This is a genomic window from Candidatus Pelagibacter bacterium nBUS_36, assembly GCF_051201215.1.
GTDB lineage: Bacteria > Pseudomonadota > Alphaproteobacteria > Pelagibacterales > Pelagibacteraceae > Pelagibacter.
The window spans coordinates 505,489-519,272 of sequence record NZ_CP172839.1 but is presented as its reverse complement, the minus strand read 5'-3'; the positions used below and the strand labels follow the sequence as shown (position 1 = coordinate 519,272).

The 13,784-nt window shown below is 32.2% G+C and carries 10 protein-coding genes and 4 tRNA genes; 2 read left to right on the top strand and 12 right to left on the bottom strand.

Annotated features, from left to right (window positions below; all coding sequences use genetic code 11):
- Positions 1-74: 74 nt before the first annotated feature.
- The 12 genes from rpoC to ACIJYI_RS02695 all read right to left on the bottom strand — a co-directional run bounded on the left by rpoC (position 75) and on the right by ACIJYI_RS02695 (position 12,671).
- A complete protein-coding gene (gene rpoC / locus ACIJYI_RS02750) occupies positions 75-4,247 on the bottom strand; it encodes a DNA-directed RNA polymerase subunit beta' (RefSeq protein WP_435114580.1) in 4,173 nt (1,390 codons plus the stop codon).
- A complete protein-coding gene (gene rpoB, locus ACIJYI_RS02745; protein ID WP_435114579.1) occupies positions 4,248-8,336 on the bottom strand; it encodes a DNA-directed RNA polymerase subunit beta in 4,089 nt (1,362 codons plus the stop codon).
- A 56-nt stretch (positions 8,337-8,392) separates the two neighbouring features.
- A complete protein-coding gene (gene rplL / locus ACIJYI_RS02740) occupies positions 8,393-8,758 on the bottom strand; it encodes a 50S ribosomal protein L7/L12 (protein ID WP_023853693.1) in 366 nt (121 codons plus the stop codon).
- Between the two features lie 6 nt (positions 8,759-8,764).
- Entirely contained in the window at positions 8,765-9,283 is a 519-nt protein-coding gene (gene rplJ / locus ACIJYI_RS02735) for a 50S ribosomal protein L10 (RefSeq protein ID WP_435114748.1), read from the bottom strand.
- A 5-nt stretch (positions 9,284-9,288) separates the two neighbouring features.
- Entirely contained in the window at positions 9,289-9,978 is a 690-nt protein-coding gene (rplA, locus tag ACIJYI_RS02730; protein ID WP_435114578.1) for a 50S ribosomal protein L1, read from the bottom strand.
- On the bottom strand, positions 9,978-10,403 hold the full coding sequence (gene rplK / locus ACIJYI_RS02725; protein WP_435114577.1) for a 50S ribosomal protein L11: 426 nt from the start codon (positions 10,401-10,403) through the stop codon (positions 9,978-9,980). Before rplK ends, rplA begins: the two co-directional genes overlap by 1 nt.
- A complete protein-coding gene (nusG, locus tag ACIJYI_RS02720) occupies positions 10,403-10,933 on the bottom strand; it encodes a transcription termination/antitermination protein NusG (RefSeq protein ID WP_435114576.1) in 531 nt (176 codons plus the stop codon). Before nusG ends, rplK begins: the two co-directional genes overlap by 1 nt.
- Positions 10,933-11,124, bottom strand: a complete 192-nt coding sequence (secE, locus tag ACIJYI_RS02715; protein ID WP_029454738.1) for a preprotein translocase subunit SecE — start codon at positions 11,122-11,124, stop codon at positions 10,933-10,935. Before secE ends, nusG begins: the two co-directional genes overlap by 1 nt.
- Before the next feature lie 17 nt (positions 11,125-11,141).
- Positions 11,142-11,218, bottom strand: a tRNA-Trp gene (locus ACIJYI_RS02710).
- Positions 11,219-11,228: 10 nt separating this feature from the next.
- Complete coding sequence (gene tuf, locus ACIJYI_RS02705) at positions 11,229-12,419, bottom strand: elongation factor Tu (RefSeq protein ID WP_435114575.1); 1,191 nt, start codon at positions 12,417-12,419, stop codon at positions 11,229-11,231.
- A 46-nt stretch (positions 12,420-12,465) separates the two neighbouring features.
- Positions 12,466-12,539, bottom strand: a tRNA-Gly gene (locus ACIJYI_RS02700).
- Between the two features lie 46 nt (positions 12,540-12,585).
- Positions 12,586-12,671, bottom strand: a tRNA-Tyr gene (locus ACIJYI_RS02695).
- 129 nt (positions 12,672-12,800) lie between these two features.
- Here ACIJYI_RS02695 and rlmB point away from each other — a divergent pair.
- Entirely contained in the window at positions 12,801-13,544 is a 744-nt protein-coding gene (rlmB, locus tag ACIJYI_RS02690) for a 23S rRNA (guanosine(2251)-2'-O)-methyltransferase RlmB (RefSeq protein ID WP_435114574.1), read from the top strand.
- A 33-nt stretch (positions 13,545-13,577) separates the two neighbouring features.
- Positions 13,578-13,653, top strand: a tRNA-Thr gene (locus ACIJYI_RS02685).
- The last annotated feature ends 131 nt before the right edge of the window (positions 13,654-13,784 follow it).

Here is a 13,784-nt window from a genome sequence, read left to right as displayed (position 1 = left end):
CAACCAAAAACATCGCCAAAATACTTATTAATCTGACTTTGTCAAACTAAAACTTCGAGTATTAAGCGATATATTTATTGATTTACCGGTGTTTCTGAAGGCTCAGATGTTTCGATTTTATCTTGTTCAGCTATAAAATTAGTATCGTCATCTAAAGCTTTTTTGTTCCATTTATTTTTGATATTTCCTGTACCAGCTGGAACCAATCTACCAACGATAACATTCTCTTTTAAGCCATTTAATGGGTCAACTTTACCTTTAATAGCAGCATCTGTTAAAACTCTTGTTGTTTCTTGGAATGAAGCTGCAGAAATAAATGACTCTGTTTGTAATGAAGCTTTAGTAATACCCATTAAAACTCTTTCACCTGCAGCAGGATTTTTTCCTTCTGCTACAAGTTTTTCGTTTGTATTTTCAAACTTAATTCTGTCAATTACTTCACCAGGTAAGTAGCTCGAATCACCAGAAACTTTAACTTCAACTTTTTTAAGCATCTGCCTTAAAATAGTTTCGATGTGTTTGTCATTGATGATTACACCTTGTAATCTATAGACTTCTTGAACTTGATTTACAAAATACTCTGTTAATTCTTTAATGCCTAGGATTCTCAAAATATCATGTGGTAATGGTTGTCCGTCTAATAAATATTCACCTTTTTGGATCTTTTCACCAGGATTAAAATTAATATGTTTGCCTTTTGGAATTAGGTAGTTTGAAGGTTCTGCTCCATCTTCAGGAACAATCGAAACTTTTTGTTTTCCTCTGACCTCTTTTCCAAAAACAACTTGACCATCATTTTCAGCAATAATAGCACTGTCTTTAGCTTTTCTTGCTTCAAACAATTCAGCTACTCTAGGTAAACCACCAGTAATATCTTTTGTTTTAGTAGTTTCTTTTGGAAGTCTAGCTATCACATCACCAGCAAAAACTTTTTGACCATCTTTAATTGAAAGAATTGAGTCTGGAACTAAATAATATCTAGCTTCGTTGTCATCAGCTTTTTTAATAACATTTCCTTTTTCATCTCTTAAAGTTATTCTCGGTTTTAAATCTGTACTTTTTGATTGAGCTCTCCAATCAATTACTGATTTTGAAGATATACCTGTTGCATCATCTGTAGTTTCTTGAATTGAAACTCCATCAATTAAATCAACAAAACTCGCCGTACCACTTTTTTCAGCTATTACCGGAGTTGTGTATGGATCCCATTCACAAATTTTTGTATTAGCTTTAATTTTATCACCATTATTAAAAAATAATTTCGATCCATAAGCAACTTTGTAAACTGCAATTTGAACTCCATTATCATCTTCAATTGATAATTGTGTGTTTCTTCCCATCACAATTAAATTTTTCTTAGAATCTTCTAAAATATTAGAATTTAAAATTTTAAGTGTTCCTTCATTTTTACTTACAATTTGAGAATCTTGTTTAACAGAAGCTGTACCACCAACGTGGAAAGTTCTCATTGTTAATTGAGTGCCAGGTTCACCAATTGATTGAGCAGAAATCATACCAATAGCTTCACCTACATGCACCATTTTTCCTCTAGATAAATCTCTTCCATAACAAGTTGAGCAAACACCTTCTTTAGAGCTACATGTCATTACAGAGTAAACTTTAATTGATTTAACACCTGCTGCATCTATTAAATCACAACCAGCTTCATCAATCATTTTTGATTTTTTAATTACTATTTCACCAGTAAGTGGATTCTTTACATCAGCTGCTGTAACTCTACCTAAAGCTCTTTCAGATAAACTTACCACAACGTTTCCACCTTCTAAAATTTCTGAAAGTTCTATAAATCCAGGATCATCACATTGAATTTTTGTAATTGTTAAATCTTGAGCAACGTCACAAAGTCTTCTTGTTAAATATCCTGAGCTTGCAGTTTTAAGAGCTGTGTCTGCCAGTCCTTTTCTTGCTCCGTGTGTAGAATTAAAATATTCTAAAGCTGTCAAACCTTCCTTAAAGTTTGAAATAATTGGACTTTCAATAATTTCACCTGAAGGTTTGGCAATTAATCCCCTCATTCCAGCAAGTTGTTTCATTTGTGCAGCAGATCCTCTAGCTCCACTATCTGCCATCATATAAACTGAGTTAATCTTAAGGCCTTCTGGAGTTTTTTCTGTAGCTGATATTCCTTTCATCATTTCGCCAGCAACTTTATCTGTGCATTTTGACCAAGCATCCACTACCTTGTTATATTTTTCTCCTCTTGTAATTAAACCTTCTGAATATTGTGTTTCATAGTCAGCAATCAATCCTTTTGTATCTTCAATTAATTGTGTTTTGCTTACTGGTATTACCAGGTCGTCTTTTCCAAAAGATATACCTGCTTTGAATGCGTGTTTAAATCCTAAATCTTTAAGTTTGTCACAAAAGATTACAGTTGTTTTTTGTCCACAAAATCTAAAAACAATATCAATGATTTCAGAGACGGTTTTTTTCGGTAGCAATCTGTCAACAAGAGAAAATTTAATATTACTATTTTTTGGAAGTAAATTTGCTAATAAAAATCTACCTGCTGTTGATGTGTATTTTTCAAATTTTTTGTTTCCATTTTCATCAACTGTTTCAATTCTTGATATAATAGTACTATGAACTTTAATTTGATCAGAAGCTAATGCAAATTCTATAGCATCAACATCTACAAAATATCCTGAAGCTTTATCTGTCATAGGTTCTTGAGAAAGATAATAAATTCCTAAAATCATATCCTGACTTGGTACGATAATAGGTTTGCCGTTAGAAGGAGATAAAATATTGTTAGTCGACAACATTAAAATTCTAGCTTCTAATTGAGCCTCTAAGCTTAATGGAACGTGTACAGCCATTTGGTCTCCATCAAAGTCTGCATTAAAAGCAGCACAAGTTAATGGATGTAGTTCAATAGCATCACCCTCAATAAGTTTTGGTTCAAAAGCTTGTACACCCAATCTATGAAGAGTTGGCGCTCTGTTTAGGATTACAGGGTGCTCTCTTACAATTAATTCTAGCGCATCCCATACAGCATTTGTTTCTTTTTCAACTAATTTTTTAGCCTGTTTAATTGTTGAAGCCAACCCAAGTTTATTTAATCTTGCATATAAAAACGGTTTAAATAGTTCTAAAGCCATTTTTTTCGGTAAACCACATTCATGAAGTTTTAAATCTGGACCTACAACAATTACAGATCTACCTGAGTAATCAACTCTTTTACCAAGTAAGTTTTGTCTAAATCTACCTTGTTTACCTTTAAGCATTTCAGCTAAAGATTTAAGAGGTCGCTTACCAGTACCTGTTATTACTCTTCCTCTTCTACCATTGTCAAATAATGCATCTACAGACTCTTGAAGCATACGTTTTTCATTTCTTACAATGATGTCGGGAGCTTTAAGGTCCATTAATCTTTTTAATCTGTTATTTCTATTAATAACTCTTCTATAAAGATCATTTAAATCTGAAGTAGCAAATCTACCACCATCTAACGGCACTAAGGGTCTAAGCTCTGGTGGAATTACAGGAACTACAGTTAAAATCATCCACTCAGGTTTTTGACCAGTTTCAATGAAAGATTCTACTAGTTTTAATCTTTTTATTGCTCTTTCTTCGTTAACTTTTGATTTTGTTTCTTTAATAAAGTTTACAAGGTTTTTTCTTTCTAACTCTAAATCTAAATTTTTAAGCATTTCAAGAACTGCTTCAGCACCAATTCCTGCTGTAAACGATTCTTCACCAAACTCATCTTGGTACTTAGCTAGTTCCTCTTCATTTAGAAGTTGGTTTTTTTGTAATCCTGTTAATCCTGGTTCGATAACAATAAAGTTTTCAAAATATAAAACTCTTTCAATTTCTTTAAGCTTCATATCTACTGCTAAAGCAATTCTGCTAGGTAGTGATTTTAAAAACCATATATGAGCAACAGGTGTTGCAAGATTAATATGGCCCATTCGCTCTCTACGTACATTAGATTTAGTTACTTCAACACCACATTTTTCACAGATAATTCCTCTAAACTTCATTCGTTTGTATTTTCCACACAAACATTCATAATCTTTAATTGGACCAAAAATTCTTGCACAAAATAGACCATCTTTTTCAGGTCTAAAAGTTCTATAATTAATAGTTTCTGGTTTTTTTATTTCACCAAAAGTCCATGACTTAATTTTTTCAGGACTAGCTAATGATATTTTAATACTATTAAAATTTTGAGCTTCAGAAATTTCAGTATTTTTAAATAAATCTGTTAATTCTTTTTTCATCTAATTAAGCTCCACATTTAATGCTAATGATTTAATTTCTTTAACTAACACGTTAAATGACTCAGGAATACCTGATTCAAAATTTTCTTCACCTTTGACTATTGTTTCATATACTTTAACTCTTCCTGCTACATCGTCTGATTTAACAGTTAATATTTCTTGAAGTGTATATGATGCTCCATATGCCTCTAAAGCCCAAACTTCCATTTCACCAAATCTTTGACCACCAAGTTGTGCTTTTCCACCTAAAGGTTGTTGTGTTACTAAACTGTATGGTCCAGTAGATCTTGCATGAATCTTATCTTCAACTAAATGATGAAGTTTTAACATATAAATAATTCCAACAGTTACAGGACGATCAAATTTTTCTCCCGTTCTACCATCCCATAAATATGTTTGCCCAGATCCTGGTAATTTTGCAAGTTCCAGCATTTCGGTAACATTTTTTTCTTTCGCACCATCAAACACTGGTGTTGATATAGCAATACCGTTTTGTAAATTCTCACATAAATCTTTAAACTCAGGTTTGCTTAATTTTTCAACTTTATCATTAAAAATTTCTTCGCCATAAACAGATTTAAGAAATTTTGAAATCTTCTCCGTTTTTTCAATTTTTTTATTATTTTCGTTAACCAACTTTTTAACCTCTTCACCAAATTCTTTGCAAGCCCATCCTAAATGAGTTTCCAATATTTGACCTACATTCATACGACTTGGAACACCGAGTGGATTTAGTACAATATCAACTGGTCTACCATCTTCTCTATAAGGCATATCTTCAACAGGAACGATTTTACTAACAACACCTTTATTACCATGTCTACCAGACATTTTATCTCCAGGTCTTAATCTTCTTTTGATAGCAACAAAAACTTTAACCATTTTCATTACGCTTGGTAATAAGTCGTCACCACTTCTAATTTTTAAAACCTTATCTTCAAATCTTTCAGTAATATCTTGTTTTGCTTTATTATACTGATCTTTAAGTTGAGCTAAAGTTGCTTCATCGTTAACATTACCTACTGTAATTTTAAATACTTCATTGACTGGAAGTCTATCTATAGTTTCAAAATCTAGTTTAGTACCTTCCGATAAATCTTTAATTTTTTTAGTTAATGAAGAGCCTGATAAGAATTGTGATGCTCTTTGCTTTATACTTCTTTCTAAAATTTCTTCTTCAACAATTTTATCTTGTTGAACTTGCTCTATTTCGGCTCTTTCAATTGTGATTGATCTTTCGTCTTTTTCTATACCATGTCTGTTAAAAACCCTAACATCTACAACAGTACCACTGCTTCCTCTAGACATTCTAAGAGATGTATCAGTAACATCTATTGCTTTTTCACCAAAAATTGATCTTAATAATTTTTCTTCAGGACCTGAAGCAGAATCACCTTTTGGAGTAACTTTTCCAACTAAAATGTCACCAGCGTTAACTTCAGCACCAATGTATACAATTCCAGACTCATCAAGGTTTTTTAATGCCTCTTCATTAACGTTTGGTATATCTCTTGTAATATCTTCCTCACCTAATTTTGTGTCTCTAGCCATAATTTCATATTCTACAATATGGACAGATGTAAATACGTCGTCAGTTACACATCTTTCAGAAATCAAAATTGAATCTTCAAAATTATATCCTTGCCATGGCATAAAGGCTACTGTTACGTTTTTTCCTAAAGCCAACTCACCTAATTTAGTAGATGGACCATCTGCTATGATGTCTCCTGATTTAACTTTATCACCTACTCTTACAAGTGGTTTTTGATTAATGCAGGTATTTTGATTTGATCTTTTAAATTTCTGTAAATTATAAATATCAACACCTGATTTAGAAAAGTCAGTTTCTTCAGTTGCTTTAATAACAATTCTTTTACCATCAATTTTATCTACAGTACCTTCACGTTTAGCAACAATAGTTACACCAGAATCTAATGCCACATCACTTTCAATACCTGTTCCAACTAAAGGTGACTCAGGTTTTAGTAATGGGACTGCCTGTCTCATCATGTTAGATCCCATTAATGCTCTGTTAGCATCATCATTTTCTAAAAAAGGAATTAATGAAGCAGCAACTGATACAAGTTGTTTGGGTGATACATCAATGTAATCAATTGTATCTGGTTTTGCTAAAAGAAAGTTTAAATTCTGTCTGCAAGAAACTAGTTCTTCAATAATTTTTCCATTTTTATCTAATTTAGTGTTAGCTTGTGCAATAGTAAATTTTGTTTCTTCCATAGCTGATAAATATTCAACATTGCTTTGGACAACACCATCTTTAACTTTTTTATAAGGACTTTCTATAAATCCATATTTATTAATTTTAGCATAAGTTGATAAACTATTAATTAAACCAATATTTGGTCCTTCTGGTGTCTCAATAGGGCAAATTCTTCCATAATGTGTTGGGTGGACGTCACGAACTTCAAAACCAGCTCTTTCTCTGGTAAGACCCCCAGGTCCTAGAGCTGAAACTCTTCTTTTGTGAGTAATTTCTGACAATGGATTTGTTTGATCCATAAACTGTGAAAGTTGAGAGCTTGCAAAAAAGTCTTTTAAAGAAACAGTTAATGGTTTAGCATTAATTAAATCTTGGGGCATCGCTGACTCAACATCTAAAGTTGTCATTTTTTCTTTAATAGCTCTTTCCATTCTGTAAACACCTATACGAGCTTGGTTTTCAACTAACTCACCAACAGAACGAACTCTTCTGTTTCCTAGATGGTCGATATCATCAACTTCATCTTTACCATCTCTTAAATCTAACATTTTATGAACTATTGCTATGATGTCATCGTTTCTTAAAATCGTTATCTTGTCAGAACAATCTTGCTCTAATCTTGAGTTCATTTTTACTCTTCCGACGTCAGACAAGTCATATCTATCTGAACTAAAGAAAAGATTATTAAAAATCTGTGTAGCTATTTCAATTGTTGGAGGCTCACCGGGTCTAAGCATTTTATAAACTTCAGTAATTGCCTCATCTTTAGTATTGTTTTTATCAGCTAAAATAGTTGTTAATAAATAAGGCCCTTTATTTATGGAGTTTGTAACTGATATTTGTAAAGAATGAATGTTTGCATCTAAAATTTGTTGTAACACTGTATCATTTAATTCTGTTCCAATTTTAAATGTACCTTCTTCTTCATCATCACTTACTTTGACATCTCTATGTAAAAATTTTCCAAACAAAGACTCTCTTGAAACCAAAATATCTTTAAGCCCATCATTAGATAGTTTTTTAGCATTTAAAAAATTAATTTTATCACCTAGTTTAATTACAACTTCACCAGTTTTGGCATCAATAACTTCTTCAGAGAAATTTTTAGCTTTATAATTTTCTGGATTAAATTTTGTTTTCCATTTTTCAGTTTTTGGATCAAAAGTATATTGTTCATCAGAATAAAATTCGTCCGCAATTTCAGCTTTAGTAAAACCTAGTGCCAATAGTAAAGTAGAAACAAAAATTTTCTTTTTTCTATCAATTTTAAAATATAAAAAATCTTTGACATCATATTCTAAATCTAACCATGACCCTCTATTTGGAATAATTCTGCAATTGAATAACAACTTACCGCTTGCATGAGTTTTACCTTTATCGTGATCAAAAAATACACCTGGACTTCTGTGCATTTGATTAACAACAACTCTTTGAACACCATTTGTTATAAATGTACCACTGTTAGTCATCATTGGTACTTCACCCATATAGACTTCTTGTTCTTTAGCTGATAATATATCTTTAGTATTATTGTCTGGGTCTATTTCATATACAACTAATCTTAACGTACATTTAAGAGCTGAAGAATAAGTTAAACCTCTAGTAATACATTCGTCAACATCAAACTTTGGCTTGTCTAATCTGTAAGATACATATTCTAAAGTTGCTTTGTCATTTAAATCTTCGATTGGAAATATACTTTTAAAAACTCTATCAAAACCTTTTGTAAGTTCTGCTTCAGATTCAAATTCTGTAAGTTCTTTGTATGAATTTTTTTGAACCTCTATTAAATTAGGTATTGATAAACTCTCCTTAAGTTTACCAAAACTTTTTCTAATGTTTTTCTTTTCAGTAAAAGATAATTGCATCTATGTTTAATAATACTGATTAAAAATAATCAGTATTCGAATTCTTTCTTATTAATTTATTTAAGTTCTACTTTAGCGCCTGCAGCTTCAAGTTTTGCTTTGATCTCTTCAGCTTCTTTTTTATTAACACCCGACTTAACTTCTTTTGGTGCTCCTTCTACAAGATCTTTAGCTTCCTTTAAGCCTAATGAAGTTGCTGCTCTAACTTCTTTAATTACATTAATCTTTTTATCACCTGCAGATACAAGCATTATTGTAAAGTCATCTTTGTCTTCTGCTGGTGCCGCTCCGCCTGCTGCTGCAGGAGCTGCTGCTGCCATTGGAGTTACACCCCATTTTTCCTCTAATTGTTTTGAAAGTTCAGCTGCTTCAGCAACAGTTAAACTTGAAAGGTCTTCAATAATTTTATTTAGGTCAGGCATATTTAATTACTCTTTGGGTTGTGTTTCAGAATTTTCTGCGGACAAATTACTCATTTTTTCTGAGTATGCAAGTAAAATACTCACTAATTTTGATGCTGGTGCGTTTAAAATACCAACAATATTTGCTCTTGCTTCATCTAAAGTAGGTAAACTAGCAACATTTTGGACACCAGCCTGATCTAAGACCTCATTGTCCATAATTCCACCAATTAATTTAAGATTTTCATTGTCTTTGGCAAATTTCGACAAAATCCTTGCAGACATAATTGCATCTTCACCAAAAGCAACCGCTGTAGGACCAGTAAATAAATCTGATAAATCTTTACATTTAGTTTTTTCTAAAGCTAATTTGGTAATTCTATTTTTAGTTATCTTAAAAATTATGCCATGCTCTCTCATCTTTGCTCTTAAATCATCTAATTGAGTCATAGTTAAACCTTGATAATGAGTGACCATAACTGCTTTACTATTTTCAAACTGAGTAGACATTTCTGAAATATAATTCTTTTTTTGTTCTTTGTTCATCATAACTATATCGATTTTCCTAATTTAACTTTATATGAAACGCCCATAGTAGAAGTGGCAAAAGTGTTTCTAATTAAATCACCTTTAAGTGTGTTGTTTGATTTTTCTTTTTCTAATGCATCTAATATGGCATGGAAATTTTTTAATAACTGATCGTCATGAAATGATTTTTTTCCAATACTAACTCCAATATTTCCATCTTTATCATTTCTAATTTCCACTTGACCTGATTTGGCATTAGTTACTGCTTCTTTAATATTTTCAGAAACAGAGCCAAGTTTTGGATTTGGCATTAAGCCTTTTGGACCTAAAACTTTTCCTAATTTTGAAAGTTTAATCATCATACCAGGTGTACAGATTAATTTTTCAAAATTTAATTCCCCACCTTTAATTTTTTCCACAAATTCATCGCTACCAACAATATCGGCTCCAGCATCTTTGGCTTCCTGAGATTTATTATCCTCGCAAACAACAGCAACTTTTACATTTTTTCCAGTTCCGCCTGGTAAATTAACAACTGTTCTAATGTTAACTTCACTTTTCTTTTGTTTGTTATTTATTTGAAAACTTAAATCTAAAGACTCATCAAATTTTGTTGTACAATTTTTTTTTAGTTCAGGTAAAAGCTTTTCAATTGACTCAGCACTTAGATCTTTTGTTTTTTCAGGTAATTTTTTAAATCTTTTTGATGACATTATTCTTTAACCTCAATACCCATAGATCTTGCAGACCCGCCAATAATTTTAACTGCTTCTTCTAAATCATGAGCATTTAAATCGTTCATTTTTTGTTTCGCTATTTCTTCTAATTGTTTTTTTGAAATTGAAGCAACAATATTTCTACCAGGTTCTTTTGATCCACCTTTAAGTTTAACGGCTTCTTTAATAAAGAAAGATGCTGGTGGAGATTTTATTTTAAAATCAAATTTTTTATCTTTGTAGACTGTAATTTCAACAGGAACCGGTTTGCCAGCCATTGATTTAGTTTTATCATTAAAAGCTTTACAAAATTCCATAATATTAACACCACGTTGTCCTAATGCTGGACCAACTGGTGGGGCAGGATTTGCTTGACCGCCTTTAATTTGTAATTTTATAAATCCACTTATTTCTTTTGCCATTAACTTACTTTCTCAACTTGGTTATATTCTAAATCTACAGGTGTTGGACGACCAAATATAGAAACTGAAACCTTAAGTCTAGACTTTTCTTCATCTATATCTTCAACCATTCCACTGAATGATGCAAAAGGACCATCAACAACCTGTACTTTTTCGCCAACGCTGTATTCTATACCAGATTTTGGCTGGGCCACACCATCTTTTATTTGACCTAAAATCTTCTCTATTTCTTTATCAGAAACAGGTACTGGTATTCCTTTTGATCCTAGAAAACCACTAACTCTCTTTATATTCTTTATCATATGATAAATATCATTATCCATTTCACACTTTACTAACACGTAACCTGGAAAATATTTCTTTTTTCTTTGAATTCTTTTTCCTCTTTTAACCTCAGTTACATCATGAGTTGGTACGATAATTTCCTCAAATTTATCAGAAATCTTAGCTTTTTCTGCCTCTTCTTTAATTAAACCAGAAACCTTGTTCTCAAAGTTTGAGTGAGATTGAACTATAAACCAATTTTTCATTATATACTCACCTTAAGTAATAATTCTAAGAAAAACTTTAAAACCTGATCTAAAAGAAGAAAAAAGAGAGACATTACTACAGCCATTGCAAATACCATTAGAGCACCTTGCAATGTCTCTTTCCAAGTAGGCCAAGAAACTTTGAAAGCCTCTTGTTTTACTTCTTGAATAAATTTGATTGGATTTCTCATAATAATTTAGCTCAATTTGGCAGGAGCGGAGGGACTTCGAACCCTCAGCCTCCGGTTTTGGAGACCGGCGCTCTACCAATTGAGCTACACTCCTATTTATAGAGTTACTCTATAATTTTTGTTACTACTCCTGCTCCAACAGTTCTTCCACCTTCTCGAATAGCAAAATTTAATTTCTCTGCCATTGCAATTGGTGTAATCAACTTAACAGTAAATTTAGCATCATCACCTGGCATAACCATTTCAGTACCTGCTGGTAATTCTACTTCACCTGTTACGTCTGTTGTTCTAAAATAAAACTGAGGTCTGTACTTAGTAAAGAAAGGAGTATGTCTTCCACCTTCATCTTTTTTAAGTACATACGCTTGAGCTTCAAATTTAGTGTGTGGAGTTATTGAGCCAGGCTTACAAAGAACCTGACCTCTTTCAATGTCAGTTCTTTCAATTCCTCTCAATAGAATTCCCACGTTATCACCAGCTTCACCTGAGTCTAAAAGTTTTCTAAACATTTCAACACCAGTACAAACCGATTTTTTAGTTTCTTTAATTCCAACGATTTCAACTTCTTCACCAGTTTTAACTACACCAGATTCGATTCTTCCAGTTGCAACTGTTCCTCTACCAGAAATAGAAAATACATCCTCGACAGGCATCAAGAAAGGTTTGTCAACTTCTCTAGCTGGCTGTGGAATATGTTCATCAACAGCTTTCATTAATTCTAAAATTGAATTCTTCCCAATTTCTTCATCTCTTTTTTCTACTGCTGCTAAAGCTGAACCTTTAACGATTGGAGTTTTGTCTCCTGGATATTTGTAAGAAGTTAAAAGTTCTCTAATTTCTTCTTCTACAAGTTCAATCATATCTTTGTCATCAACTTGGTCTACTTTATTTAAGTAAACTACAATTGCTGGAATACCAACTTGTCTCCCTAAAAGAATGTGCTCTCTTGTTTGAGGCATAGGACCATCTGCAGCATTAACAACTAAGATAGCTCCATCCATTTGTGCTGCACCTGTAATCATGTTTTTAACATAATCGGCGTGACCTGGACAATCAACGTGAGCGTAATGTCTTTTTTCAGTTTCATATTCAACATGGGCAGTTGAAATTGTAATTCCTCTTTCTTTTTCCTCAGGAGCTTTATCGATTTGATCGTAAGCTACTGCTGCTGCTCCACCTGCTTCTGCTAATGTAATTGTGATAGCTGCAGTAAGAGTTGTTTTACCATGATCGACATGACCAATAGTCCCAATGTTACAATGGGGTTTACTTCTAACAAATTTTTCTTTTGACATTACTTTTTTACCTCAGTTTTTGTTTTCATTAATAATTTTTTCTTCTTGGAGCGGGTAAAGGGAATCGAACCCTTACATCCAGCTTGGAAGGCTAGCGTTCTACCATTGAACTACACCCGCACAACCCCAAGAGTAACACTCCAGTGTTACCTAAAATTTTATTGAATGGTGGAGGGGGAAAGATTCGAACTTTCGAAGACCGAAGTCAACGGGTTTACAGCCCGCCCCATTTGACCGCTCTGGAACCCCTCCTTTTGGGGAAGTGTCCCCTGTTCAATAAAGCTTCAAACAACATGCGTTTTATATATTTTATTTATGCAATTGCAACACGAGATTTAATAAGAAAATATCCAAAAAAACGTGTAAAACACCTTTAAATATATGAATAAATCGTCTTTTTTTATTGCCGGACAACATGCTGTTATTGAAGCGCTTAGAAATCCTAATAGAAAAGTTTTAAGAGTGTTTTTAACTGAGGATGCAAAGAAAAATATTCATAGAAAAAATCCAAAAAAGAATGTTTTAGAAGACGTTAAAGTTTACTTTAAATCCAAAAAAGAATTAGACAAATATACTTCTAAAGAACAACTAATGCATAATGGATATGTTGCTGAAATTGAGCATCTTGATCAATTAGATTTAAAAGAATTTATTAAAGAAAAAAAAGAATGTACTTTTGTCTGTTTAGATGAAGTTACAGATCCAAGAAATATTGGATCACTAATTAGAAGTGCATCTTCTTTTAAAATTGATGGACTTATAATTAAAGAAAGGCAGTTTCCTCGTGATAGCAAACTTATGTATAAATCTGCCAGTGGGTGTATGGAGCATTTAAATATTTTTCAAGTATCTAATATCAACTCCACACTTAAAAACTTAAAAGAAAAAAATTTTTGGGTTTATGGTTTTGACGCTAAAGGTGATAAAGATTTTACTGAGGTTAAGTGGGAAGGAAAAAATGTTCTTCTATTTGGCTCTGAAGGTTTTGGTATGAGAGAGCATACGGGTAAATATGCAGACTTCTTTGTAAAAATTGATATGAATAAAGATATCGAAAGTCTCAATATATCCAATAGTGCAGCAATAGTATTTCATCACTTAAGTTTTTTAAAAAAAAAGAGTTGATTATTTAACAAATAATTAATAGTTATTGCTTATGCCCTTGTAGCTCAGCTGGTAGAGCAATTGATTTGTAATCAATAGGTCCGCGGTTCGAATCCGTGCGGGGGCACCACTAAAATCTCGTTTATTTTCAACAAACATAATAATTACATTAGTTTTTTTAAAAATTAAAATCGTTGAATAAGACTATAGAATGGAAGGAAGTAGAAATAGACCAAGTGAATATCAAGTGAATTTATTTTT

What these genes read in the sequence shown, in the direction of transcription:
- rplL (WP_023853693.1), bottom strand. Translation starts at nt 8,758, where the DNA reads ATGCCTGACCTAAATAAAATTATTGAAGACCTTTCAAGTTTAACTGTT.
- rplJ (WP_435114748.1), bottom strand. Translation starts at nt 9,283, where the DNA reads ATGAACAAAGAACAAAAAAAGAATTATATTTCAGAAATGTCTACTCAG.
- secE (WP_029454738.1), bottom strand. Translation starts at nt 11,124, where the DNA reads ATGAGAAATCCAATCAAATTTATTCAAGAAGTAAAACAAGAGGCTTTC.
- rplA (WP_435114578.1), bottom strand. Translation starts at nt 9,978, where the DNA reads ATGTCATCAAAAAGATTTAAAAAATTACCTGAAAAAACAAAAGATCTA.
- nusG (WP_435114576.1), bottom strand. Translation starts at nt 10,933, where the DNA reads ATGAAAAATTGGTTTATAGTTCAATCTCACTCAAACTTTGAGAACAAG.
- rpoB (WP_435114579.1), bottom strand. Translation starts at nt 8,336, where the DNA reads ATGCAATTATCTTTTACTGAAAAGAAAAACATTAGAAAAAGTTTTGGT.
- rlmB (WP_435114574.1), top strand. Translation starts at nt 12,801, where the DNA reads ATGAATAAATCGTCTTTTTTTATTGCCGGACAACATGCTGTTATTGAA.
- tuf (WP_435114575.1), bottom strand. Translation starts at nt 12,419, where the DNA reads ATGTCAAAAGAAAAATTTGTTAGAAGTAAACCCCATTGTAACATTGGG.
- rpoC (WP_435114580.1), bottom strand. Translation starts at nt 4,247, where the DNA reads ATGAAAAAAGAATTAACAGATTTATTTAAAAATACTGAAATTTCTGAA.
- rplK (WP_435114577.1), bottom strand. Translation starts at nt 10,403, where the DNA reads ATGGCAAAAGAAATAAGTGGATTTATAAAATTACAAATTAAAGGCGGT.